A 22,737-nucleotide genomic window follows, 5' to 3' on the forward strand; every position below is an offset into this window, starting at 1 on the left:
TGACCCTGTTTTCGACGCGGGGCTTGTTCCAGCCGCATTTGAAGGCCAGTATCCGCCATGCCTTCATGGCACCGTCCGCTTCGGTCCCGACCTGATCGCGAGGCGAGACATTTCGTCGGGCTCGGTTGCGACTCACCTTGGCCGAACCGTCGGAGCTTTTGCTGCCGCCAACCCTGACCATGGCAGCAGCCTCGAAGGCAATGGCGGCCTCAATACGAAGTCGCAAAGCGAAACGTGACCCGTCTCCTGATGGAAAGCGCAGGCTTTCTCCCAGGGAACTCGTTGCGCGCCAAGAGGGCGCTTGAAGAGGGGGCAGGCCCATGAGGGCCTTTGCCGAACCAAAGCAAGATGCGAGGTCAAACGCGATGCAGCCTGTCCCGAGAATTCCGGTATCCATCATCATCCCGAATTACAACTACGCGCGTTTCCTCAAACGCAGCATCGACAGTGCCCTCGAGCAGGACTACGCGGATGTCGAAGTCATCGTCGTCGACGATGCATCGCAGGACAATTCCACGACAATCATGGAATCCTATCGCGACGAGATCCTTGCATGCCCGCGGGCGCAAAATGGCGGACACGCGGCGGCGTTCAACACCGGCTTTGCGGCGAGCTCGGGCAAGATCGTCCTGTTCCTCGACGCCGACGATTACCTTTATCCAACCGCCGTCTCCACCATTGTCGAAACCTGGGATGATGCAACCGCCCAGGTCCAGTCCAGACTGCATATCGTCGACGAGGGGCAACGCATCAAGGATGTCTTTCCGCCGCCCGAATTGCCTTTCGACAGCGGTGACGTCATGCCGAAACTCCTGCACAAGGGCCGCTATCAGACGACAGTGACCAGCGGGCTGGCCTTTGACCGCGCAACGCTCGAATCGATCATGCCGATACCGGAGCCGGAATTCCGCCAGGGCGCCGACGGCTATCTGGCAACGCTGGCGCCGATGTACGGGCATGTCCAATCGATCGACGAATGCCTCGGCGCCTACCGGATCCACGGCGCCAACCATTCAGTCTTCGGTGAAAAGCTCGCCGAGCGGGCACGCTGGCGGGTAACCCACGATTTCCGCCGCATGCAGGCGCTGTCGGACCAGGCCTCGGGGATCGGCCTGACCATCGTGCCGTCGGATGCTGTCCGCCACGATCCGGTCCACCTGGAAGAGCGGCTGGCGTCGCTCTGCGCCGACAGCGGCCGACACCCCGTGGCCGATGATTCCCGGCTGGCGCTCGGGGCGGCCGGCGCCGTCGCCAGCCTCGAAATGACCGCATCCTTGCGGCGGCGCGCCATCCTTGCCGCCTGGTTCCTGTCGGTCGGGCTGTTGCCGCGGAAAATGGCGACGGCAGTGCTGTCGTGGAAGCTCGACGCATCGTCGAGGCCGGCATTTTTGAGCCGCCTGTCCAAGACTATTCGCCACGCCATGGGATAGCGGATAATGCCGTGACATAGGTCCGCCAGGTATTCGGCTGGCCCGGCTCAGCATCCAGCGGGCGTAGCTATTGCCTCCGATTGGCTGGACCATTCTGTAAATCATTTGCTTACACCTGCTTGACCCGCGTCAGCAATATGCTTACATGTTGCATGATCAAGTCGTTCAAGCACAAGGCGCTGGCGGACCTCTTTCAAACCGGAAAGACCGGAAAGATCGACGCCAAGATGCATAAGCGCATCCTTGTCCGTCTTGACCGCTTGGAAGTCTCGGAAAGGCCTGATGACATGGACCTGCCCGGCTTCGACTTCCACGCTTTGGAGGGCTTTAACCCGACCCGCTACACGGTGCATGTCAACGGGCCGTGGTGCATCACATTCGAATTCGACGCCAATGATGCTGCCCGCGTCGATTTCGAACAGTACCATTGAGACGGCTTAGATTGGAGAATCGATTATGAGCGTGTATGAGCCGATGCGTCCGATGGAGCGCTGCCCATCCCACCCTGGAGCGCTGCTTGACGACATTATCCCGGCAACCGGAAAGACCAAGGTGGAGATCGCCAATCTGCTCGGAATCTCGCGCCAGCAGCTTTATGACATCATCCGCGAAAAGAAGCCGGTGTCGCCGGCTGTCGCTGCCCGTCTTGGAAAGATGTTCGGCGACGGCGCCGCGATCTGGCTCAGGATGCAGGCCGCCTATGATGCCTGGCACGCGGAACGCGAGGTTGACGTCAGCGCCATTCCAAGGCTGCATGCTGCCTGAGATGCAATAGATCGGCCGAACCACCGAGGCTCTCACAAATCGATCACGGTCCCGCCTGCCTGGACCGGTCCTGCGGTTCAACGGCTCGCTCAACCAGGACATGCGCTTCCCGCGCGGCCTCGATGAACGCGTCCCTGGCGGCTTCGGTCCAGCGGTCGTCGCTCATGGCACGGCGGCATGTGCGCAGTGCCAAGCCGTGTTTGGCGCTGCCGGCGTCACGCCAGTGGGCTGTCAGCAACTCGACAGCCTGCCGTGCGTTGGAAATGTTGCGGATATCTCCCACGATGCCGACCGCAACCGCAACCGGCTTGGCAAACCATCCCTGGTTCATGGCAGAGCCCTCGACGTGTTGAACCATCTATAACGAAAATCGTAGCGCAAGGTTTCATTCGCGCCAGTCACCACGGCGTGAGGCGGCCCTCACTGCGCCTCGCGCAGCCTGACCACGACGCTGCGCGCCACAAGCACCAGCACGGTGATGACGATCAGGATCACCGAGAGTGCGGCGATCGCCGGGTCGATGTTGTCGCGCAGGCCCATCCACATCAAGCGCGGCAGCGTGATGGCGTTGACCGAGGTGATAAACAGGGTGACGCCGATCTCCTCCCAGGACAGCACGAAGGACAACAACGCCGCGGTGACGATGCCGAACTTGATATTGGGCATGATGATGCGGGTGGCGCGCTCCCACACGGTGGCGCCGAGGCCGCGGGCGGCGAGGTCGATGCGGCGGTCGAACTGGCTGAGCGACACCAGGATCAGCACCGTGGCGAAGGGCACCGTCATCACCGCATGCGCCATGGCGACACCCAGCCAGGTGTCATAGCCGAAGAACGACGAGAAACCCGAGATCGAGGTCAGCAGGAAGTAGAGCGTGATTGCCGAGACCACCGGCGGCACCACCATCGGCAGCAGCACGAAACCGACCAATGCTGCCGTGAAGCGCGGCTGGAACATCCAGATGCCGAGGCCGAAGCAGAGCGCCAGCACGGTGGAAAAGGCGCTGCTGACGATGCCGATCCTGATCGAGAGCAGGATCGAATTGATCCAGCGCGGATCCTCGATCAGCGCCCGGTAATGGCGCAGCGACAATTCGCCCGACGGCATCGCCAGCATGCGGCTCGGCGTCAGCGATACCGGGATGACGGCGAGCAGCGGCAGCAGCAGGAAGAGCGCGACCAGGGCGGCGAGGATCAGCGAGACGGGACCGGGGCGGTAGGTCGGCATCGCGCTACACCAATTGCTTTGGTCTGATATAGCGGAAAAGCAGCGCCATCAGCGCGCCGACGAACAGCACCAGCACCACGCTGATTGCCGCACCCAGGCCCCAGTCCGGGCTCTGGAAGATGCGGAGATAGATCAGCTCGGCGATCATCACGCTGCGGCCGCCGCCGAGGATCGCCGGCGTGACGAAGAAGCCGAGCGAAAAGACGAAGACGATCAGCGCCGAGCCGATAATGCCGGAGCGGGTCATCGGCACGAATACCGACCAAAAGGTGCGCATACGGCTGGAGCCGAGGCCACGCGCCGCCAGCAGCACGCGATCGTCGAGGCTGCGCATCGATGAGGCCAACGGAAACACGGCGAAGGGAATGAGGAAATGCGTCATGCCGACGATGACGCCGAACTCGTTGCGCACCAGCGCCAGCGGCTCCGAGATGAAGCCGACCGCCTGCAGCCAGGTGTTGATCAGGCCGCGATTGGACAAAAGCGCCACCCAGCCGAAGGCGCGCGTCAGCACCGAGATCCAGAACGGCACCAGGATGCAGAACTCGGCCACGACGCGCTGCACCGGCGTGCCGCGTACCCAGACAACGGTGATGGCGTAGGCGGCGGCAACCGAAACGATGGTGACGATCGCGGCGATGCGCAGCGTGCGGATGAAGACCGACTGCACCAACTGATCCGTGAGCAGCGCATTGTACTGCCCCAGCCCCGGCGTGGGCAGCGTAAAACTCCATTTGACCACGCCAAGGAATGGCCAGGCGTAGGCCAGCACAAGAAAGAGGAGCAGCGGCGCCATCAACAGCGCCGCGCCCATCCTGTCGGAGAGGTATGCTCTCATCCGATTATCCCGGCTTGTCAGGCGGAGATGATCTTCGTGTATTCGTCGAGTGCCGCCCCGTAGTTCTTGGCGTACCAATCCATGTCGAGCGGAATCTGCTTCTTCATGTTCTCGGGATCGACCGGATTGATGCGCTTCTTGTCGGCGGGGATCAGCGCATCGGTGGCCGGATTGGCCGGACCCTGGCCGAGCTTGTCGAACATGATGAGTTCCTTCTCCGGGTCCTGGGTGCTGGCGATGAACTTCATCGCCGCGTCCTTGCCGCCGGGATTGCCCTTGAGCACGGCGAGCGCGCCGGGCGAGATCAGGCCCTGGTCCCAGATGAACTTGATCTTGCCGCCGGAATCCTGCTCGATGAGCGAAGCCCGGGTCGACCAGACGATCGCCATCGAGGCCTCGCCATTGAGCAGCACGCTCTGGCTTTCGGCGCCGCCACCCCAATAGGCGACGACGTTTTCCTTGAAGGCGGCGATCTTGTCATGCGCGCGCTTGAGGTCGAGCGGGTAGAGCGAGGCCGGCGCGATGCCGTCGGCGAGCAGTGCCGCTTCCCAGCTCGACACGCCCCATTTGTAGAGCGAGCGCTTGCCGGGGAATTTTGCCACGTCGAAGAAGTCGGCCATGCCGGTCGGTGCCTGGCTGCCGTATTTCTCGGCATCGTAGGCGATGACGTAGGAGAAGAAATAGGTCGAGGCAGCGTACTCCCAGCCGAATCCCGGCCGCATCTTCTTCTTGTCGACGACCGCATAGTCGATCGGCTCGAGCATGCCTTGGGCGCCGAGCGTGATGGCCGAGAACGGATCGACGTCGACCAGATCCCAGGTCGGCGCGCCGCTCTTGAACTGCGCCGCGATCGCGCCTTCGGTCGGGCCGGAGCCGTCCATCTTGACGGTGATGCCGGTCTCCTTGGTGAAGGCCTGGCCGTAAGCCGCATCGTAGGCGGTGATGGCATCGCCGCCCCAGTTGACCAGCACCAGTTCCTTCGCCGCGGCAAAGGCGCCGGTCGAGCGCAGCAGTATCGGCGTGCCGGCCAGCACCAGTGCGGCCAGCTGCGTGAACTGCCGGCGCGAGATCTCGCCGCGCACCGCCCTGGCGGATAGCGCCTCGATGGAATTTTTCTTGGTTTGGTTTGTCATGTCAGTTCCCCTTTTTTGTCGTTGGTATTTCCTGAAAGTCAGCGTGGCGACTTCGCCTCGCCGATCGTCATTGTCCTCCGTTCGGAAGGAGGAAGCCTTTCTCCGCGGGCCAGGTCAGCCAGACGGAATTGCCCTTGCTGAGGGCAGAGGCGGCGACCTCGTTCGGCACCGAGACCGTCACCTTGGCGCCTTGCTGCGTCGTCAGATCGAGCCGCGTTGCAGCGCCGAGATAGGTCGAGGCGACGGCAGTCGCGGCAATGCCGTTCTCGCCTGCCGCGGCTTCGCGAGCGATCGACATGTATTCCGGCCGGATCGCCAGGATGGCATCGCCACGGACCTTCTCGGCCCTACAGCGCATGCTGATCGCGCGGTCTTCGCAGAGGCCCGTCGAGCCATTGTCGGCCGGGCGCACGCCCTTCAGCGGCAGCATGTTGATCTCGCCCAGGAACTCGGCGACGAAGCGGTTGTCCGGCCGGTCGTAGACCTCGTCCGGCGCGCCGACCTGCAGCAATTTGCCATGGTTGAAGATGGCGACGCGAGATGACAACGCCAGCGCCTCGCTCTGGTCATGGGTGACGAAGACGAAGGTGGTGCCAGTCTCCTGGTGCAACCGCTTCATCTCGGCCTGCATCTGGCCGCGCAGGCCCTTGTCGAGTGCCGAAAACGGCTCATCGAGCAAAAGTACGCCCGGCTCGAACACCAGCGCCCGCGCCAGCGCCACGCGTTGCTGCTGGCCGCCGGACAATTGCGACGGCAGTTTCTTCTCGTGGCCCTTGAGCCCGACGCGCTCGATCATTTCGCCGACGCGGCGTTTGATCTCGGCCGCCGGTTTCTTGCGCACCTTGAGCGGGAAGGCGATGTTGGCCTCGACGCTCATATGCGGGAACAGCGCATAGCCCTGGAACACCATGCCGGCGGCACGCTGCTCGGCCGGCCGCTCGGTGATGTCGACGCCGTCGCTGTAAAGGCGGCCGTCGGTCGGCTGAATGAAGCCGGCAAGGATCATCAGGAAGGTGGTCTTGCCGGAACCGGAGGGGCCGAGCAAGGTGAGGAACTCGCCACGGCCGATATCGAGCGTCAGATCGTCCAGCGCACGGAACGAGCCGAAGCTCTTGCCGATCCCGATTGCCTTGATCTCTGCGGCCCGGCCGGGTTGCTGCATCCTGCCCTTTCCTTAGCGTAGGCGAAATCGTAGGCAGGGCGGCGGCTCACCGCAACCGAATAGTTTTCGCCTGATCGGCAAATTTGATTCATCTATGCGCCAATCTCCCCCCTCGAGGGGGAAATGTCGCCGAAGGCGACAGAGGGGGTCGCTTCGCTTGAAGTGCCAACCTCCTCTGCAGCAGCAGGCCGAGCCCAGTTGGACCGACCCCCTCTGGCCGCTTCGCGGCCATCTCCCCCTCGAGGGGGGAGATTAACGCTGGTTCTCCGACAGCTTCGACCTCAGCCACCGCCCAAACGCCTCCAGCACCGGATGCGCCGCCTTGGCGTGCTCGGAAACCAGAAAATACGAGCGCGGTGAATTGATCGCTATGTCGAAGGGGCGGACCAGCCGGCCTTCGCTCAGTGCCCGGCCGCTGGTCAGCTCGTCGCCCATAGCGATGCCTTGGCCGGCGATCGCCGCCGAAAAGACCAGGTTCATGTCGGAAAAGAAGATGCCGCCTTCCGGGTCGGGGTTCTCGACCTTGGACAGCGCCAGCCAGCGCGCCCAGTCCTCGGTGTCACCGAGATGCAGGAGATTGGCGCGCAGCACGTCTGCCGGCTTGGAGAAGCCGCCGATCTTGTTGAGCAGCGTCGGGCTGCACAGCGGCGTAAAGGAGATCCCGCACAACAGCTCGACCGCGCGGTTCGGCCAATTGCCGACGCCGAAGGCGATGAAGGCATCGGCCTCGGCATTGCTGACGTCGTCGAGACGGCGCGGCGTCAGGATGCGCAGCGCGACATCGGGGTACATCTGCCGGAACTCGCCGATATGGGTGCACAGGAACAGCGAGGCGAAACCCGGCGTACAACTGACGCTGAACGAGCCGCCGATGCCGGTGCCGGCATGGCGCGTCACCGCGTCGCCCAGCACCGTCAGCGCCTTGCGCACGTCGCTGGCATAGCGCTGGCCGCGCGGCGTCAGTGCCACGCCCTTGCCGATGCGCTCGAGCAGGTCGAAGCCGAGATCGCGTTCGAGCAGGCGAAGCTGATGGCTGACTGCGCTGCGGGTCAGATGCAGTTCGTCGGCGGCGCGCCAGACGCTGCCGTGGCGGGCAAAACTGTCGAGGGCGCGCAGCGCCTGCGTCGAGGGAATTCTCAAGAGGTGAACCGAATTTGCATGAGCCGGAAAAACATATCACTTTTTGGCGAGGCGCTTCACTGCTTTCTTTGACGGATGAAGATACCGGTGACCTCCGCGCAAGCGACCACGCTTGCCTGTCTGGACGACATCCAGCCGTCGCTGTCGGCGTGGACGCGGACGATCTTCGATTTCGGCGAGACCGCCTGGCGCGAATACCAGTCGGCGGCCTGGTATGTGGAGCAGTTGAAGCACGAAGGGTTTTCGGTCGAGGAAGGATCGGGCGGCATGCCGACCGCCTTCTGCGCCCACTGGACCAACGGGACCGGCCCGACCATCGGCATGTATGCCGAGTACGACGCGGTGCCTGGCAATTGCCAGGATGCGGCGACGGTGAAGCGACCGCGCCCTGGCCTCGGCGAACAGGCCGGCGGCCACACCGATCCGCATTCCGGCCTCGGCATTGCCAGCCTCGGCGGGCTGCTGGCGACCAAGGCGGCGATGGAACGCCACGGCATATCAGGCACGCTGCGCTTCACCGGCGAGCCGGCGGAGAAGGTGCGCGGGTCGAAGCCGATCCATGCCGCGAAGGGCTATTACGATGGGCTGGCGGGCATGGTCTCCTTCCATCCTTTTTATATGCTGCCGCTCTGCAATACCGCGCGCTGGGACACGCATTGCGGTGCGGCCTATGCGATGATCTACCGCTTTGTGTGCGACGAACCCGAAAATTGGGTTCGCGCAAGCGATGCAGCACCCATCCCGCAGGCGCATTCGGCGGTCAGGGCGCCCGGCGCTAACGACGCGCTGATGATGATGTATATGGCCTCCAAGGCGCTGCGCGATTCCATGCTGCCGCATCAGGGCGGCTGGTCGATCAGCGAGGCGATCCTGACGGCGGGCCAGGCGACCGCCGACAATCTGCCGGCCGGGCTGGCCGAGATCCAATACATGATCCGCGTGCCGACGCTGGCGATGGCCGAGCAGGTCACCGCCATGCTCGACCGCAATGCGGAAGCCGCAGCCAAGATGAGCGGCTGCCGCCATGAGCGGCACTGGGTGTCGAAGTCGCGGCCGGGGCTGGCCAACCATGCCATGGCAAGTATCGCCTATGAAGCGCTGTCGACAGTTGGGCCGCCGCGTTGGGACGAGGCGGCCAAGGCGATCGCCCGCGAGATCCAGGTCAATGCCGGCGGGGCGGCGACCGACGAGCCGTTCATCGCCGAGCTGGAGCAGCTCATTGCGCCGCAGGATGCAGAGGCGATCCTGCGCCGCGACCTGCCGCCGTCGCAGCTCAATTCGACCTCCGACGATTACACCGACATGTCGTGGCACACGCCGACGGCACGATTCTACGTCGCCCGGCCGGCGCTGCGATCCGAGAACGGCCACGCGTTTCCGTCCTGGGCGATGAATGCGCTGGGCGGCATTTCTGCCACCATCGATCCGATGGTCATCTGCGCCGCAAAGACGGTCGCGCTGGCAGCACTTCGCCTGTTGGAAGACGAGGCTGCGCGCGACGCTGCGATGGATGAATTCGTCACCCGCACCGGCGGCGGCATCGGTGGCTCGAACTGGATCGCGCCGCTCTGCGACTACGATCCGCCAATCGGATTTCGCTGGCCGGAATACATCACCACCCCGCGCGGACGGGATTGGTGGATACCAGGCAACCAAGCCGCATGATCAACCAAGCCGCCCTTCACGAGGAGAAACCCCATGACCGTCCATGACCGCATCGTCACCGAGCCGTTTTCGCTGCAGCGCCGCAACCCGGCCGGCGGAACCAAGCCGCTGACCGCCTGGGGCTTCGCCAACGAGACCGACGTGCTGACCGACGTGCTGCTCGGCTCGCCGAATTTCCTGCGCCATCTCTCGACCAGCTCGCTGTCGCGCAAGCATCTGCGCGAAGCGCCATGCAACGTCCAGATCGCGCAAGCGCAGCACAAGGATCTGGTCGCCGCCTATGAGCATTTCGGTGTCAACATCCACTGGCACGAGCCGACGCCGGAACTGCCGATGCAGGTCTACTCGCGCGATTCCAGCGTCATGACGCCGTATGGCGCCATCATCACCGCCATGGCCCAGTGGTGGCGGCGCGGCGAGAACTACGCGGCGATCCGCACCTATGAGAAGTTCGGCATCCCGATCTACGACATGGTCACCGCGGGCACGTTCGAGGGCGGCGACTTCAACGTCATCGAGGACGGCGTCGTGCTGATCGGCTGCGGTGGCGCCCGCACGCAGGAGGAGGGCGCGCGCCAAGTGCAGGCCTGGTTCGACAAGGAGGGCTGGGAGACCCGCATCGCCTTCATCGACGAATATTATGTCCATATCGACCTGATGGTGGTGCCGATCGCTGAAAAACTGACCGCTGTCTGCCTCGCCTGCACGGAGCCGGGCATCGTCGACTGGCTGAAGGGCAAGGGCCACGAAATCATCGACGTGCCGTTCCAGGATACCATGGCGCTCGGCTGCAACTTCATGTCGCTGGGCAAGGACCGGGTGATCGCGCCGACCTCGAGCCAGACGCTGATCGGTCAGCTCAAGGCGCGCGGCTTCGAGGTGGCGGCCATCGACATGAGCGAGATCTCGAAGACCGGCGGCGGCATTCACTGCATGGCGCAGGCGCTGAAGCGCGAGCCGGCCTGAGGGGCCGGCCTTTAGCCCGGCCGCTTGCGCGAAAGCGCCATTGTCAGCACCGTCGATCCCGCCTGGCGCGCGGCGCGCGCCTACAGCACGATGAGCTTTCCCTTGCGCAGACGCCGGGCGCAACGATAGGCGAGGTCGGCGGCGACCATGTCTTCCATGGCAATGCCCATCGCCTTGTAGGTGGTGATCTGCTGATCCGAAACGCGACCCGGCGCGCGGTCGAGCAGCATGGCGCCAAGCTCGGTGCCGAAAGCCGGATCGAAGCCGGCAAGCTCGCAAGAGCCGACCGGGGTCGGTTTGAACGCATCCTTGGTTTCGACAAAAAGACTGGATTTGCCGATGAGCTCGATCGGCATTTCACCGCCGGGCGGTGCCACCCCGACCGACGAGACATGCGTGCCCGGCTGGACCCAGCCTGCGTCGATCACCGGCTGGTAGGAGTGGGTCGCCAGGCACACCACGTCGGAACTGCGCACTGCCGCCTCGAGGTCGGCGACCGCCACCACCGACGGATGCAGCCGGGCAAGCGCTGCCGCATCGTCGAAACTCTTTGAAGCGACACGGATTTCGGCAAAGTCGCGCACCAGCGGCAACAGATGCAGGTGCTGGTTGGCCTGCACGCCGGCGCCCACCACGGTCGCTATCCTGGCATCCCGGCGCGCAAGCGCGCGCACCGACAGCACGGCGGAGCCGGAGGTTCGCACTGCGGTTATGAAGGTGCCGTCCATGATGCAGACCGGCAGGCCGGACAGCGGATCGAATAGGCTGATGGTGGCAAGGTGGCTGGGCAGGTTCTTGGCCAGGTTGCCTTCGAAGACGTTGACGATCTTGACGGTCAGGTTCATGCCCTCCATCCAGGCCGGCATGGCGAGGCTGTAGCCGGCCCCGGGGATGTCGAGTTGTGGTCGGGGTGGATTGACGACCTTGCCTTGTGACAGCACCTTGAAGCCGTCTTCCAGAACATCGAGAAGCTGGCTGAGGTCGATGCATGCCATCACGTCGGCTTCGCTCAGCACCAGGATCTCGGTCGCTCCCTTGCTGATTTCCGCCGCACTCCTGCCGGCTGGGCTGAACGCTTGTTTGGTCATCCTGCACTCCTGTGGTCGTCGAAATCGGCTCACCGCGTTTGCTTAGGTGAGAGAGGGAAGCGCAGGTTATTGCGACGTTTTATGTGATGAAATACGTTGTTTTTGGCATCTCTGCGTGAAATAAGCACAAAAATCTCTGAGATAGCGTGGATTGTGGAATGGAGGATCTCGACCAGATAGACCGCAGCCTGCTCAGGCTGCTCCAGGAAGACGGCCGTCGGACGACGCTTGATCTTGCCGGGCGCGTCGGGTTGTCGCCGACCGGAACCAGCCAGCGGGTGAAGCGCCTGTTCCGCGACGGGTTCATCACCGCGGTCAGGGCCGTGCTTGATCCGCGCAAGGTCGGCCGGGGAACGCTGGTGTTCATCGAGGTCCGGCTTGACCACACGGCGCCGCATGTCTTTGACCGCTTCGCCGAAGCCGTGGCGAAAGCTCCGGAGGTTCTGGAGTGCCATATGGTGGTTGGTGGTTTCGATTATCTGGTCAAGGCGCGGATCGCCGATATGGCGGTGTTCCAGGATTTCCTGCAGCGGGTCATCCTGCCACTGCCTGGCGTGCGCGAAACGCACACTTTCGCCTCCATCGCCGATGTCAAGCCGAACGCCCTGTTGCCGGTGTGATCAGGTGGAGGGGAGGACGCTGCTCAGGGCGACCTGTATCGCGACGTCGCGATTATCGCTCCCCTGGCGCGCCTTCCGGTGCAGAGACGCCGGAGACCCGGCTTTAGCTTTGCTGGGTCAGCAGGTTTGCGTCGCGCGCGAGCCGCCACTCACCATCCGCCTCCTTGCGCAGGAGCGTCAGCGCATATCCCGATCGATGGACCGGCTCGCCATTCGGCGGGGTCGCGGTCATATCGATGCGGCTGCGGATGAAGGCCCAATTGCCGAGAAGCTGTAGTTCCACGATATCGCTCGTGCCGTCGATATGAACGCCGGCCGTCTCCCGCGCGGCTGCCGCGAAGATCTCCTTGTCGAAGGGTTCCCGGCCGGGAACCATGAAGATCGCGTCGTCCGTCATCAAGCTGAGGACGGTCGCGATGTCTCCACGCTTGCTCGCATCCATCCACGTCTCGACCAGCTTTCGGATTGCTTTTTCGTCGCCCGTCATCCGTTACCTCCCTGGCATCTCGCCGTCATCGATGGCGCACGGCGCTCCTCCCTCGCTACTACATAGGGCTTAGATCGCTCTCGTCATCGATTGCAGTGCGTCGCGCCGCGGGTAGCACGGTCCGCGAGCCGGCAGGTTCGCGCCCTCCATGCCTATCGCCAGCCACCGGAGGCGGTGATGCGCTCGCCGGTCAGCCATGACGCTTCGTCGGAGGCGAGGAACACCGCGACGCGGGCGACGTCGTCGGGCAGGCCGAAGCGACCGAGCGGCGTCATGGCTATAATCTGCTTCTCGAATTCGCTGCCGACGATGCCGATGCGCGCGAGGCCCTCGGTATCGATGCCGCCGGGCGCGATGGCGTTGACGCGGATGTTGCGTGCGCCGAGCTCCCGCGACATCGACAGCGTGATCGTGTCCACCGCACCTTTGGTCGCGGCATAGACGAGCGAGTTCGGCTGCGGATTGCGGCTGGCGACCGAGCTTATGTTGATGATGCTGCCGCCGCCCGCGCCAAAATGGTTCACTGCTGCTTGCGTGGTCAGAATGATGCCCAACACATTGGTGTCGAACTCGCGGTGAAACTCGGCCTCGGTAACCGCTTCCAGCGGCTCGAATGCGAAGACTCCGGCATTGTTGACCAGTATGTCGAGCCCGCCAAACTCCAATTTCGCCGCCTCGAACAGGCGGCGCACATCAGCCGCTTGCGACACGTCGCCCTGGACGGCGACGGCGCGGCCGCCACGGTCCTCGATCTCGGCGACGACGCGGTCGGCGCCTTCCCGTGACGAGGCGTAGTTGACGACCACCGCGGCGCCGGCCGTGGCAAGACTCTTGGCGATGGCGGCGCCGATACCCTTGGAGGCGCCGGTGACGATGGCGACCTTGCCGTTCAGCTTGCTCATCAAATCTCTCCTTTGTTGACGATGAGCGGTATTTAATCATGATCGAAACGCGTATTAGGATCATCATGATCCATTCTTTCATGCCTGGAATTCCGGAATGACCACCATCCTCGAAAAGACCGCCGGTCTCGTCGCCTTCGTCCGAACCGTCGATGCCGGCTCTTTCCATGCCGCCAGCCGGCTGGTCGGCTCCAGCCCGTCGGCGGTGTCGAAAAGCGTGGCGCGGCTCGAGCGCCGGCTCGGCGTCAGGCTGATCCAGCGCTCGACGCGTCGGCTCGGGCTCACCAGCGAAGGCCTCGCCTACTACGAGCGCGTGGCGCCACTGCTAAGGGCGCTGGACGATGCCGAAGACATCGTCCAGATGGCCGATACGGCGCGCGGCCTGCTGCGCGTTACAGCGCCGGTCGAAATCGGTCGCGGCCTGATCGCGGCATGGGCGCAAGCGTTCCTTGCGCAGCATGGCGAAGTGAAGGTCGAGCTCAGCGTCACCGACCGTCACGCCGATCTGATCCGCGAAGGCTATGATGTTGCCGTGCGCATGGGGGCGCTGTCGGACACGGGGCTGGTTGCCCGCAAGATCGCCAATCTGCCGATCGTGCTGGTGGCCTCACCGGCCTATGTCGAGCGGCGCGGCCGTCCGGCATCGGTCGAGGATTTACGGGATCATGAATTCGTCCGCCACCAGATGGCTGGCCGGCCTTATCCGGTCACGTTTGCCGACGGTACGATGATCGTGCCGGATGGGCGGCTCGATACCGATGACGGCGGCGCCATCCGCAATGCAGCACTTGCCGGCGCCGGCATCGCGCATCTGATGCGGTTTGCCGTGCAGAACGATCTCGACACGGGTCGCCTGGTCCGCATCCTGCCCGAGGTGGCGATGCCAACCATGCCGGTGCACATCGTCCATGCGTACGGGCGACAGCTGCCGGTCCGGGCGCGGCTGTTCGTCGATTTCCTTGCAGGCCAAATGGCTGCGCTGACGCGATAGGGCAGACGCATGGTCTATGACGCAAACACCCAGCTTTTGCCGGAGACCAACCGTGCCGGCCGTTTGCGCAAGCGAATCACCCTTACCCGAAGCTAGAACGTGATCTTCACTGAATCGGCGCTGCGGTTGGCCGCGCCGTGGTGGACGGCCTCGATGTTGTTGCCGTCGGGGTCGAGCAGGAAGGCGGCGTAATAGCCGGGATGGTAGGATCGTTCGCCGGGCGCGCCATTGTCGGTGCCGCCGCCGTCGAGGCCGGCCCTGTAGAATGCGTCGACCATGGCGCGGTCCTTTGCCTGGAAGGCCAGGTGGTGGCGCCCGGTCAGCTTTCCCAGGGCCGCCGGGCTGTCGGGGCTGGAAATGAACAGCTCGTCGGCCCAGAAATAATCATTGCCGGCGCCTCCGATCGGTATGCCGAGCACGTTGAGAACCGCCTCGTAGAAACGACGGCTGGCCTTGAGATCCCTGACCACCAACTGGAGGTGGTCGATGAGACGGCCGCGATGAAGTTCCTGATTTGCCATGCTTGACAGCTCCTGATCGCCGGTTGGAAATCTAGCTTCGAATGGTGCGCGGTCAATCCAGAAAGCCGTGGAATGGCGCCATCACGCCGACTGGATAAAAAATGCAACCGGATTGTCGGATTCAAGACATGTCCAACGTCCTTCGTACGCAAGCGGCTCGGCGGAGCTCGAAAAAGGTCGTGCCGTATCAACGCTTCCGGCATGGGAGAAAAGTGAAATGAGCCTTCCCTATCGTTGGGTTATCGTCGCGGCTGGCGCGCTGATGACCTGTGTCGCCCTCGGGGCGATGTTCTCGCTGGCGATCTTCCTCGAACCGATGGCGCTCGACACACAATGGTCGCGCGCCGGCATATCGAGCGCGATGACGCTGAACTTCCTGGTAATGGGTCTCGGCGGCTTCGCCTGGGGCGCCATTTACGACCGCTTCGGCGCCCGCATCGTCGTCATGACCGGCGCCGTGCTGCTCGGCCTGGCGCTGGTCCTCGCCAGCCGCACCGGTTCGCTGCTCGTTTTCCAGTTGGCCTACGGCGTGCTCGTCGGCCTCGCGGCAAGTGCCTTCTTCGCGCCGATGATCGCGCTGACCTCCGCCTGGTTCGATACGAACCGCAGCCTTGCCGTCTCGCTGGTCTCGGCCGGCATGGGCGTGGCGCCAATGACCATCTCGCCGTTCGCCCGCTGGCTGATTTCGGCCTACGACTGGCGCACCGCGATGTTCGACATCGGCATAACCGCGTGGGTGCTGCTACTGCCGGCCGCGCTTCTGGTGCGCCAGCCGCCCCAACCCGCTGCCGACAGCGCTACCCCAAGCGTTGCCGCCGAGGGTGCCGGCATGACGGTTCCGCAGGCGCTGCGCTCGCCGCAATTCATCGTGTTGGGACTGACCTTCTTTGCCTGCTGCGCGGCGCATTCCGGGCCGATCTTCCACATGGTGAGCTATGCGATGCTGTGCGGCATAGCGCCGATGGCGGCGGTCAGCATCTACAGCATCGAGGGCCTGGCAGGGCTGGGTGGCCGGCTGCTTTACGGCGTGCTTGCCGATCGGCTGGGCGTCAAGCCGGTGCTGATCACCGGGCTGGCCATACAGGCCGTGGTCATCGCAGCCTATCTTGCGGTCAGCGAGCTTGGTCAATTCTACACGCTCGCCGTCATCTTCGGCGCCACCTATGGCGGCGTCATGCCGCTCTATGCGGTGCTGGCGCGGGAATATTTCGGCCAGCGCATCCTCGGTACGGTGTTCGGTGCAGTAACCATGCTGTCCAGCCTCGGCATGGCTTTCGGCCCGCTCGCCGGCGGCATGGTGTTCGATGCCTATGCCAGCTATTCCTGGCTGTTCATCGGCTCGGCCCTTGTCGGGCTTGGCGCGATGGCGATTGCGATCGCCTTCCCGCCGCTGCCGCGCAGGGAGTTGCAACCGGCTTAAAGCAGGATCGGCGGAAAAGGGCGGCCGCTTGGATGGCAAGCGGCCGCGATCCAAAAATAGCTGGCAGTGTTTGTTCGGCATTATGAAACGCGAATTGCTATGCCCGCAGAGGCACCACCTCGGCGCCGTCAAGCGTGTAGCGCGCATAGCGGAAATCGCGAATTCTCGCCAATCTGTCGCCGGCCCATTCCAGCAGGATAAAGTATTTTAGCCCTCCGGCCGAGTCGTCCGGATCGATCACAAGAATGGCTGGCTGCCGATCCACCAGGCCTGGAAGCAGCCGCCAATCGTGGATACCCGCGTAATTATGGAAGTACCGGCCCACTTTCGTGCGGCCGCTCGCCCGGAGCCGGTTGACGAGGTCAAGCCGGACGTCCTCGGCCAGCATGTCGCGGATCGCATCGAAGTCGCGGGCGTTGAACCGCTCCACGTAGGCTGCCAGACGCGCCCGCTCGGGCTCGGCCAACACCGGCACAGGCCGATCGTCAGGCTCGCCGGAGACTTCGCGCAGGCGCAAACGGCCGCGATGCAGTGCGGCTTTCACCGCCGGAACGCTGCTGTCGATAATGTTGCCGATCTCTTCGATCGTATAGCCGAGCACATCCATGAGGATGACGCTGCTACGCTGCGCCGCGGGCAGGCGCATGAAAGTCTGCAGGCTTGCGGCTGCAGTGTGTCGACCCTCGGCCGACATACCGGGGTCAGGGATCATATCGATATCCTCAACGACATGCGCGGCATCCAACCTGGCACGACGGCGTAGGTGGTCGAGCGCGGCATTGTGCGCGATGCGAAACAGCCAGCCCTCGACATTGGCTATCGGCCCGGTCCCGGGGAACGCCTCGAGCGCCTTGACCGTAGCTTCCTGGACGACATCCTCGGCATCGATCACCGAACCGGTCATGCGGGCACAATAGCGGTGCAGTTTCGGCCGCAATTCGCCGAGCAGCCGGTCAAATGGCTCCCGTCCTTCTGGGGTGCCGGTTGCGGATCCGGTCATCGCACAAGGATCAATTTCATGCGTATCTCCCAGGCAGGGCGCCCGTCATCAGGCGCAGCGTCTTATAGACGCTCGACGATGGCAAAAGGATTCGGTCGAAAAAACTTTCTCTAGCTGGAATCCTTTGATGGTTCCTACGCGTCTCTGGATCACGGGCCCGTAACCTGGCGGGCCCTTTGTTCAAGCCGGAGGCGCCATAGTCATGAGCAAGCAAAGTGCGGGATCAACGAAGGTCTGGGTTCTCGCCCTCACGTCGATAGGCTCCTTGATGGTCGTTCTCGATGCGATGGTTGTGGCGACGGCATTGAGCACGATGCGGGTCGAGCTCGATGCCTCGCTGGAGACGCTGCAATGGACGATGAACGCCTATAATTTGAGTTTTGCCGTCCTGCTCATGACCGGGGCTGCGCTCGGTGACCGGTTCGGCCGCCGCCGTACGCTCGTTGCCGGATTGGCGTTGTTCGTCGCAGCGTCGGTTGCCTGCGCGCTCGCCGGCAATGCCGGATTGCTGATTGCGGCCCGTGCGATCCAGGGCGCAGGTGCCGCAATGGTCATGCCGCTGGCCATGGCGCTGCTGAGCGTCGCTTTTCCCCCGGAGGAGCGAGGCAAGGCGCTGGGTATCTTCAGCAGCATCACCGGCCTGGCCCTGATCATCGGCCCGATGGCGGGCGGTGCGATTTCCGAAGGGCTCTCCTGGCACTGGATCTTCTGGCTCAATGTCCCGGTCGGTATCGTTCTCATTCCGCTGGTGCTGCGTCGGATTCCGGAGAGTCACGGGCCGGGCACGGCAATCGATGTCCTCGGCGTCGTCCTGGTAACCGCGGCGGCATTTGGAGTGGTCTGGGGTCTGATGCGCGGCAACATTGTGGGCTGGAGCAGCTCTGAAGTGCTGACGGCGCTGACGGCCGGGCTGCTTTTCGCCATCGCGTTCGTCCTTTGGCAGCTGCGTACCCGTGAGCCCATGCTGCCTTTGCGGTTCTTTCGGGCGCGCGTATTCTCCTCGGGCGTAGGGGCGAACTTCCTGCTTTGCGCCGCCATGTATGGCCTCGTGTTCCTGTTGCCGCAGTTTCTGCAGTTTGCCCAGAGCCGTGAGCCGCTCGGCGCCGGCATGGGATTGCTGCCTTGGACCGCGACGCTTTTCGTGGTCGCACCGATCTCCGGCAGCCTGATCAACCGCGTCGGCGAGCGCTGGCTTGTCGTGGCCGGACTGATCCTGCAAGCGGCTGGAATGGCCTGGCTGGCGCAGATCGCCGCACCTGATCTGCCCTACGTCCAGCTAGTCGCCCCACTGATCATTACCGGTGCCGGCGTGTCGATGGCAATGCCTGCCGCGCAGAACGCGGTTCTCAATGCGGTCGCCCGGCCGGAGGTCGGCAAGGCTGCCGGCACGTTCAACACATTCCGCTTCCTCGGCGGCGTATCCGGGATCGCGATCGCCGGTGCGGTGTTCGCCGGCACTGGAAGCTTCTCGTCCACCGACGCGTTCAGCGATGGCTTCACCTCGGCAATCGACGTCTCCGCTCTGCTCTCGCTCGCCGGCGCGCTCGTCGGATTGGGGCTCCCGGAGCGTCGCGCAGTGGTGCTCGCGAATGCCAGCAAGGAGGCGTAACTCGGAGGCGGGAAGCTTGCGCTTGCTCCCACTGTTGTCGCGTTAACAGCAGCCGCGCCAGCGCAGCAAAAAGGTCGCCGAGCGTCGGTTGCCGGCCGGTCCTGTGGGGGGCATCTGTGTCCAGATCCAGATCTTGCGCGCCCGTGATGGCGGCGAACATGCTGCATCGCAGCACCCTGCCGCCGATATCGGCGGGCCAAGGGAGTGCGAGAAAATCGTCAAGAATGGATAATTCAGGCTGTTTCCTGCGGTTTTTTGGCTTTTATTAGCCGCGCCTCACGTTCCTGTTTCAAATGTGTCAACTTTTTGTGTTGCGTTGCACAATGATGGCCCTATTCTGCGCAAGGGGGGCGCTTCCGATTGGAAATGCGCCGTGAACGACGCCGCCATGTTGACCGATTGGCAGTTTCGCCGTCCCGCCGGCGTACGCCGCTAATGGGAAATGCGCGCGACACCCAATTGGACGCGCTGAGGGCCATCGCCGTGACGATGGTGCTGTACTCCCATTTCTTCGCGGCTGGAGGGTCCTCGTTCTGGGGCCATATCGGCGTGCGTCTGTTCTTCGTGCTGAGCGGCTTTCTGATCACCCGCCTGCTGCTCGAAGCCCGCTCGACCGCCGAATTCGAAACCGGACCGGCGCTGAGATCCTTCTATATCAGGCGGGCGCTGCGGATATTCCCGCCCTATTTCGCCGTGCTGGGTTTCGTCTGGCTGGTGGACCTGGAGCAGTCTAGAGGATCACTGGTCTGGCATGCGTTCTATCTGTCGAATTTCTGGTACGCGGCGCAGAATGAATGGACGCCCTGGCTGCTCTGCCATTTCTGGAGCCTGAGCATCGAGGAGCAGTTCTATATCGTCTGGCCGCTGATCGTCCTGCTGGCGCCGCGCCGGCGCCTGGAATCGATCTGCATCGGCGTTATCGTGCTGTCGCTGGCCTATCGGTTTTATTGGCCGATCGCTGGAACGCCGGGTTTGGCACGCGACCTGCTGCCGCCGGCGTCGATGGACGCATTGGCGTCAGGCGCGCTGCTTGCCGCCTACCGGTCAAGAACAGCCGGCTTGCCGCAATGGCTTCGAAATGGCTGGCCGGGGCTCGCTGTGGCGTTTTTCGTTCTGCAGTGGTTTGCGCCGGCGCCGGCAAATCCGGTGCAGGAATGGGGCCTCTGGCTGCTGTTGCAGATACTGCCTCTCGTACCGCTGGTGGTCATCGTTGCAAGCTGTTCGACAGGGGTTGGCGGCTATATCGGAAAACTTCTCGAACTGCCGCCGCTGCTTGGCCTTGGCCGCATCAGCTACGGCGTCTATCTCTACCATCCGATAGTGCTGGCGCTGGTCGTCAAATCGCAGCCGTGGATCCCGCTCAACGTCTCGGAACAAGGGCCGGGACGGTTCCTGGTCGCGGGAACTGCGACGCTCATGCTGGCCTCGGTCTCGTGGCTGCTTTTCGAGAAGCCGCTCAACAGCCTCAAACGCCACTTCCCCTATGTTGCTCGAAAGGGCCGCGGCGCCATCCCGGCAGGCATCGACGTGGGCAATGCCGGATGGCTCGCGGCGGGAGCATATCCGGGCAGGCCGCTCGATGGCGCATCACGCTTCCCCCGCAAGCTGCAGCGAACCGATCGGAGCTGATCATGGCTGCTCCCTTGGTGTCCGTCGTGCTGCCGATCTACAATGCCGGACCTTATCTCGCCGCTGCGCTGGGCAGCATCCTGCGGCAGGATTACGAGCGTCTGGAGGTCATCGCCATCGATGACGGCTCGACCGACAACTCGCTGCAGATCCTGCAGAAATACCGCCAGGCCGACAGCCGCATCTCGATCATCTCACGCGAAAACCGCGGCCTGATCGCAACTTTGAACGAAGGCCTGGCCGTGGCGCGCGGCGATCTGGTCGCCAGGATGGACGCCGACGACATCGCCTATCCCCAGCGCCTGTCGCGGCAGGTCGCGCTGTTCAACCAGCAGCCTGACCTCGCTCTATGCGGCGCGGGTTTCGATACCTTGCTCGGCAACCGCGTCGTCAGGGGTTCGCCCGATCCGATATTCCAGGACAATCCGCTGCGTATATTGTCGATGTTCTTCACGATCTTCATGCATTCCACCGTGGTATACAACAGGAATGTCATAGAAGAAGATGTTCTATATTACGATACCAGCTACAAGCATGCCGAGGATTTCGACCTGTTCAGGCGGCTGACCGACCGCTACCCGGCGGCCATGAGCCCCGAAAGCCTGATCGCCTATCGTATCCATGACGACAGCGTGACCAACAGGCACAAGCGCGAAATGCGCAGGACGCATTTGAAGATCGTCGCCGAGAACCTTGAGCGCGAAGGGCTCGTACAAGAGACGCAGGACCTCCGCGGCATCGGTGAAGTCCTGTCGATGGACACGGTTCGCCGTGCCGCCGAATGGATCCTTTCGCTTGAAGAAAGGATTGCCGCGCTGCCGGCCGAGACGAGGCCGAGCTACCAGGCTGGCACGCTGAACCTGTTCTATTTCCTCTATCAGCTGATATCGGGGGAAAGACAGCCGCTGCTGATGCACGAATTCCTGACGCGGACGGCGAAATGGAAACTCATCCGGCGGCGCGAGCAGTACGTGTTTCGCACCGGTGCCTTCGCGCCGCGCTTCAGTCTCGCCTCGATGTCGGTCACCAGGCAGGTGGATGCCTTGTCGCGGTATCTGCAATCCGTGCCGGCCGCGGCGGTTTTGCCTTTCCTTGAGTTGAGCTAGCAACGCATGTTCGTCAAATCGCATCAGCTCCAGCAGCGCGGCCGCTCGACGGTGCCGGCGGCCATGTCGCCCCGGCCGCAGCACGGGCCGGCACCGGAGGTCAGCTTCATTGTCTGCACACGCGACCGCGTCAACGTGCTCGAGCCTTGCATAAAGTCGATCCAGGCCGCGTGCCGCGCCTACGCTGCCTTCTCTGCCGAACTGGTGGTTGTCGACAACGGTTCGACCGACTGCACAGCCAAACGGCTGGCCAGCATCGCCGAACTGTCGGACATCCCGTTCACGGCCATTTGCGAGCCGCGACCCGGATTGGCGGCCGCGCGCAACGCGGGGCTGGAGCGGGCGCGGGGACGCGTGCTGGTCTTCGTCGACGATGATTGCGCTGTCCACAAGGATTATCTGCGCGATCTGCAGCGGCACTATGCGGCCGGCGAACGGGTCATCCGCGGTGGCCGCGTCGAGATCGGCGATCCTCGCGACCTGCCGTTCACCATCAAGCGGTCGCCGGTGCGCGCGCGGCTTACGCCGGATGTCCATCCCGGCGGCTTCGTGCTTGGCTGCAACATGACGATGCACCGCGATGTTGCCGCCCGCATCGGCCGTTTCGACGAACGGTTCGGCGCCGGCGGCCCGCTGCGCTCCGCCGAGGATACGGACTATCTGGTGCGGGCGGTGCTGCTTGGGATTCCGGTCGAATATGTGCCCGACATGACTATCTATCACCATCACGGCCGGCGCGACCGCAAGGCCATCGAAAAGCTGCACCGCGACTACAGCATGGGCAATGGCGGGCTTTGCCTGAAACATATCCGCCACGCGCCGTGGCTGCTTCGGCATTGCTACTGGTCGATGAGGGCGGCCTTGCGCGAACTGGTGAAAGGCCCTCTGTTCGACCGTGAACTCAAGCTGTCGCACTGGCCGATCGTCGGCATGAATTTGCTCGGCGCAGCCAAATTCGCGGTGCTTTTGCTGGCGAAATCGCCGCAGCCGGCGCAGATGCGACAGGAGCAACAGGCAAATGCCGAGGCGAGGTGATCC

23 protein-coding genes are annotated in these 22,737 nt (G+C 63.6%); 12 read left to right on the plus strand and 11 right to left on the minus strand.

The window, feature by feature from the left end:
* Positions 1-365 precede the first annotated feature (365 nt).
* The 3 genes from NKJ32_RS09770 to NKJ32_RS09780 all read left to right on the plus strand — a co-directional run bounded on the left by NKJ32_RS09770 (position 366) and on the right by NKJ32_RS09780 (position 2,195).
* On the plus strand, positions 366-1,430 hold the full coding sequence (locus NKJ32_RS09770) for a glycosyltransferase family 2 protein (RefSeq protein WP_352621392.1): 1,065 nt from the start codon (positions 366-368) through the stop codon (positions 1,428-1,430).
* Between the two features lie 152 nt (positions 1,431-1,582).
* The gene (locus tag NKJ32_RS09775; RefSeq protein ID WP_023677264.1) at positions 1,583-1,861 is read left to right on the plus strand and encodes a type II toxin-antitoxin system RelE/ParE family toxin; all 279 of its coding nucleotides are present in this window, start codon (positions 1,583-1,585) and stop codon (positions 1,859-1,861) included.
* Between the two features lie 25 nt (positions 1,862-1,886).
* Entirely contained in the window at positions 1,887-2,195 is a 309-nt protein-coding gene (locus tag NKJ32_RS09780; RefSeq protein ID WP_352455430.1) for a HigA family addiction module antitoxin, read from the plus strand.
* 43 nt (positions 2,196-2,238) lie between these two features.
* Here the strand turns inward: NKJ32_RS09780 and NKJ32_RS09785 are convergent, their stop codons facing one another.
* The 6 genes from NKJ32_RS09785 to NKJ32_RS09810 all read right to left on the minus strand — a co-directional run bounded on the left by NKJ32_RS09785 (position 2,239) and on the right by NKJ32_RS09810 (position 7,695).
* Complete coding sequence (locus tag NKJ32_RS09785; RefSeq protein ID WP_352501284.1) at positions 2,239-2,526, minus strand: DUF982 domain-containing protein; 288 nt, start codon at positions 2,524-2,526, stop codon at positions 2,239-2,241.
* A gap of 89 nt (positions 2,527-2,615) precedes the next feature.
* Positions 2,616-3,422: an ABC transporter permease gene (locus NKJ32_RS09790; RefSeq protein WP_352645527.1), complete on the minus strand. Its 807-nt coding sequence runs from the start codon at positions 3,420-3,422 to the stop codon at positions 2,616-2,618.
* Between the two features lie 4 nt (positions 3,423-3,426).
* Positions 3,427-4,260 carry an ABC transporter permease gene (locus tag NKJ32_RS09795; protein ID WP_031194462.1) on the minus strand — a complete coding sequence of 278 codons (834 nt, stop codon included), beginning with the start codon at positions 4,258-4,260 and terminating at the stop codon, positions 3,427-3,429.
* 17 nt (positions 4,261-4,277) lie between these two features.
* Positions 4,278-5,393 (minus strand): ABC transporter substrate-binding protein, encoded by a 1,116-nt coding sequence (locus tag NKJ32_RS09800; protein ID WP_352690798.1) that lies wholly within the window; start codon positions 5,391-5,393, stop codon positions 4,278-4,280.
* A 67-nt stretch (positions 5,394-5,460) separates the two neighbouring features.
* Positions 5,461-6,555: an ABC transporter ATP-binding protein gene (locus tag NKJ32_RS09805; protein ID WP_352690800.1), complete on the minus strand. Its 1,095-nt coding sequence runs from the start codon at positions 6,553-6,555 to the stop codon at positions 5,461-5,463.
* Positions 6,556-6,807: 252 nt separating this feature from the next.
* A complete protein-coding gene (locus NKJ32_RS09810) occupies positions 6,808-7,695 on the minus strand; it encodes a LysR substrate-binding domain-containing protein (protein WP_023677271.1) in 888 nt (295 codons plus the stop codon).
* A 75-nt stretch (positions 7,696-7,770) separates the two neighbouring features.
* Here NKJ32_RS09810 and NKJ32_RS09815 point away from each other — a divergent pair, with 75 nt between their 5' ends.
* Together NKJ32_RS09815 and NKJ32_RS09820 are read left to right on the plus strand one after the other, a co-directional pair.
* A complete protein-coding gene (locus tag NKJ32_RS09815) occupies positions 7,771-9,360 on the plus strand; it encodes a zinc-binding metallopeptidase family protein (protein WP_352621389.1) in 1,590 nt (529 codons plus the stop codon).
* Between the two features lie 33 nt (positions 9,361-9,393).
* Positions 9,394-10,326: a dimethylarginine dimethylaminohydrolase family protein gene (locus NKJ32_RS09820; RefSeq protein ID WP_352621388.1), complete on the plus strand. Its 933-nt coding sequence runs from the start codon at positions 9,394-9,396 to the stop codon at positions 10,324-10,326.
* 80 nt (positions 10,327-10,406) lie between these two features.
* Here NKJ32_RS09820 and NKJ32_RS09825 read toward each other — a convergent pair whose 3' ends face one another.
* Entirely contained in the window at positions 10,407-11,414 is a 1,008-nt protein-coding gene (locus NKJ32_RS09825) for an ornithine cyclodeaminase family protein (protein ID WP_352621386.1), read from the minus strand.
* Between the two features lie 158 nt (positions 11,415-11,572).
* Between NKJ32_RS09825 and NKJ32_RS09830 the strand changes: the two genes are divergently transcribed.
* Positions 11,573-12,034 carry an Lrp/AsnC family transcriptional regulator gene (locus NKJ32_RS09830; RefSeq protein WP_352455438.1) on the plus strand — a complete coding sequence of 154 codons (462 nt, stop codon included), beginning with the start codon at positions 11,573-11,575 and terminating at the stop codon, positions 12,032-12,034.
* 103 nt (positions 12,035-12,137) lie between these two features.
* Here the strand turns inward: NKJ32_RS09830 and NKJ32_RS09835 are convergent, their stop codons facing one another.
* Positions 12,138-12,521: a YybH family protein gene (locus NKJ32_RS09835; RefSeq protein WP_352699485.1), complete on the minus strand. Its 384-nt coding sequence runs from the start codon at positions 12,519-12,521 to the stop codon at positions 12,138-12,140.
* Positions 12,522-12,673: 152 nt separating this feature from the next.
* On the minus strand, positions 12,674-13,423 hold the full coding sequence (locus tag NKJ32_RS09840; RefSeq protein ID WP_023677277.1) for an SDR family NAD(P)-dependent oxidoreductase: 750 nt from the start codon (positions 13,421-13,423) through the stop codon (positions 12,674-12,676).
* A 97-nt stretch (positions 13,424-13,520) separates the two neighbouring features.
* Here NKJ32_RS09840 and NKJ32_RS09845 point away from each other — a divergent pair, with 97 nt between their 5' ends.
* A complete protein-coding gene (locus tag NKJ32_RS09845) occupies positions 13,521-14,414 on the plus strand; it encodes a LysR family transcriptional regulator (protein ID WP_023677278.1) in 894 nt (297 codons plus the stop codon).
* Between the two features lie 92 nt (positions 14,415-14,506).
* Here the strand turns inward: NKJ32_RS09845 and NKJ32_RS09850 are convergent, their stop codons facing one another.
* A complete protein-coding gene (locus NKJ32_RS09850; protein ID WP_352699487.1) occupies positions 14,507-14,935 on the minus strand; it encodes a VOC family protein in 429 nt (142 codons plus the stop codon).
* Between the two features lie 217 nt (positions 14,936-15,152).
* Here NKJ32_RS09850 and NKJ32_RS09855 point away from each other — a divergent pair, with 217 nt between their 5' ends.
* Positions 15,153-16,355: an MFS transporter gene (locus NKJ32_RS09855; RefSeq protein WP_352569124.1), complete on the plus strand. Its 1,203-nt coding sequence runs from the start codon at positions 15,153-15,155 to the stop codon at positions 16,353-16,355.
* Positions 16,356-16,452: 97 nt separating this feature from the next.
* Here the strand turns inward: NKJ32_RS09855 and NKJ32_RS09860 are convergent, their stop codons facing one another.
* Positions 16,453-17,355: a sigma-70 family RNA polymerase sigma factor gene (locus tag NKJ32_RS09860; protein WP_352690803.1), complete on the minus strand. Its 903-nt coding sequence runs from the start codon at positions 17,353-17,355 to the stop codon at positions 16,453-16,455.
* A 202-nt stretch (positions 17,356-17,557) separates the two neighbouring features.
* Here NKJ32_RS09860 and NKJ32_RS09865 point away from each other — a divergent pair, with 202 nt between their 5' ends.
* From NKJ32_RS09865 to NKJ32_RS09880, 4 genes are all read left to right on the plus strand, one after another.
* Positions 17,558-18,964: an MFS transporter gene (locus NKJ32_RS09865; RefSeq protein ID WP_352755604.1), complete on the plus strand. Its 1,407-nt coding sequence runs from the start codon at positions 17,558-17,560 to the stop codon at positions 18,962-18,964.
* A gap of 435 nt (positions 18,965-19,399) precedes the next feature.
* Entirely contained in the window at positions 19,400-20,593 is a 1,194-nt protein-coding gene (locus tag NKJ32_RS09870; RefSeq protein ID WP_352621374.1) for an acyltransferase family protein, read from the plus strand.
* A gap of 2 nt (positions 20,594-20,595) precedes the next feature.
* Positions 20,596-21,699, plus strand: a complete 1,104-nt coding sequence (locus NKJ32_RS09875) for a glycosyltransferase family 2 protein (RefSeq protein WP_352755602.1) — start codon at positions 20,596-20,598, stop codon at positions 21,697-21,699.
* 6 nt (positions 21,700-21,705) lie between these two features.
* Positions 21,706-22,734: a glycosyltransferase family 2 protein gene (locus NKJ32_RS09880; protein ID WP_502896709.1), complete on the plus strand. Its 1,029-nt coding sequence runs from the start codon at positions 21,706-21,708 to the stop codon at positions 22,732-22,734.
* Positions 22,735-22,737 lie beyond the last annotated feature (3 nt).

Origin of the sequence: Mesorhizobium sp. M0159 (genome assembly GCF_040322295.1) — a bacterium.
Lineage (GTDB): Bacteria > Pseudomonadota > Alphaproteobacteria > Rhizobiales > Rhizobiaceae > Mesorhizobium.

Bases quoted from the DNA above. Each gene is read 5' to 3' on its own strand.
- NKJ32_RS09770 (WP_352621392.1), top strand. From the start codon at position 366: ATGCAGCCTGTCCCGAGAATTCCGGTATCCATCATCATCCCGAATTAC.
- NKJ32_RS09775 (WP_023677264.1), top strand. From the start codon at position 1,583: ATGATCAAGTCGTTCAAGCACAAGGCGCTGGCGGACCTCTTTCAAACC.
- NKJ32_RS09780 (WP_352455430.1), top strand. From the start codon at position 1,887: ATGAGCGTGTATGAGCCGATGCGTCCGATGGAGCGCTGCCCATCCCAC.
- NKJ32_RS09785 (WP_352501284.1), bottom strand. From the start codon at position 2,526: ATGAACCAGGGATGGTTTGCCAAGCCGGTTGCGGTTGCGGTCGGCATC.
- NKJ32_RS09790 (WP_352645527.1), bottom strand. From the start codon at position 3,422: ATGCCGACCTACCGCCCCGGTCCCGTCTCGCTGATCCTCGCCGCCCTG.
- NKJ32_RS09795 (WP_031194462.1), bottom strand. From the start codon at position 4,260: ATGAGAGCATACCTCTCCGACAGGATGGGCGCGGCGCTGTTGATGGCG.
- NKJ32_RS09800 (WP_352690798.1), bottom strand. From the start codon at position 5,393: ATGACAAACCAAACCAAGAAAAATTCCATCGAGGCGCTATCCGCCAGG.
- NKJ32_RS09805 (WP_352690800.1), bottom strand. From the start codon at position 6,555: ATGCAGCAACCCGGCCGGGCCGCAGAGATCAAGGCAATCGGGATCGGC.
- NKJ32_RS09815 (WP_352621389.1), top strand. From the start codon at position 7,771: ATGAAGATACCGGTGACCTCCGCGCAAGCGACCACGCTTGCCTGTCTG.
- NKJ32_RS09820 (WP_352621388.1), top strand. From the start codon at position 9,394: ATGACCGTCCATGACCGCATCGTCACCGAGCCGTTTTCGCTGCAGCGC.
- NKJ32_RS09825 (WP_352621386.1), bottom strand. From the start codon at position 11,414: ATGACCAAACAAGCGTTCAGCCCAGCCGGCAGGAGTGCGGCGGAAATC.
- NKJ32_RS09830 (WP_352455438.1), top strand. From the start codon at position 11,573: ATGGAGGATCTCGACCAGATAGACCGCAGCCTGCTCAGGCTGCTCCAG.
- NKJ32_RS09835 (WP_352699485.1), bottom strand. From the start codon at position 12,521: ATGACGGGCGACGAAAAAGCAATCCGAAAGCTGGTCGAGACGTGGATG.
- NKJ32_RS09840 (WP_023677277.1), bottom strand. From the start codon at position 13,423: ATGAGCAAGCTGAACGGCAAGGTCGCCATCGTCACCGGCGCCTCCAAG.
- NKJ32_RS09845 (WP_023677278.1), top strand. From the start codon at position 13,521: ATGACCACCATCCTCGAAAAGACCGCCGGTCTCGTCGCCTTCGTCCGA.
- NKJ32_RS09850 (WP_352699487.1), bottom strand. From the start codon at position 14,935: ATGGCAAATCAGGAACTTCATCGCGGCCGTCTCATCGACCACCTCCAG.
- NKJ32_RS09855 (WP_352569124.1), top strand. From the start codon at position 15,153: ATGAGCCTTCCCTATCGTTGGGTTATCGTCGCGGCTGGCGCGCTGATG.
- NKJ32_RS09860 (WP_352690803.1), bottom strand. From the start codon at position 17,355: ATGACCGGATCCGCAACCGGCACCCCAGAAGGACGGGAGCCATTTGAC.
- NKJ32_RS09865 (WP_352755604.1), top strand. From the start codon at position 17,558: ATGAGCAAGCAAAGTGCGGGATCAACGAAGGTCTGGGTTCTCGCCCTC.
- NKJ32_RS09870 (WP_352621374.1), top strand. From the start codon at position 19,400: ATGGGAAATGCGCGCGACACCCAATTGGACGCGCTGAGGGCCATCGCC.
- NKJ32_RS09875 (WP_352755602.1), top strand. From the start codon at position 20,596: ATGGCTGCTCCCTTGGTGTCCGTCGTGCTGCCGATCTACAATGCCGGA.
- NKJ32_RS09880 (WP_502896709.1), top strand. From the start codon at position 21,706: ATGTTCGTCAAATCGCATCAGCTCCAGCAGCGCGGCCGCTCGACGGTG.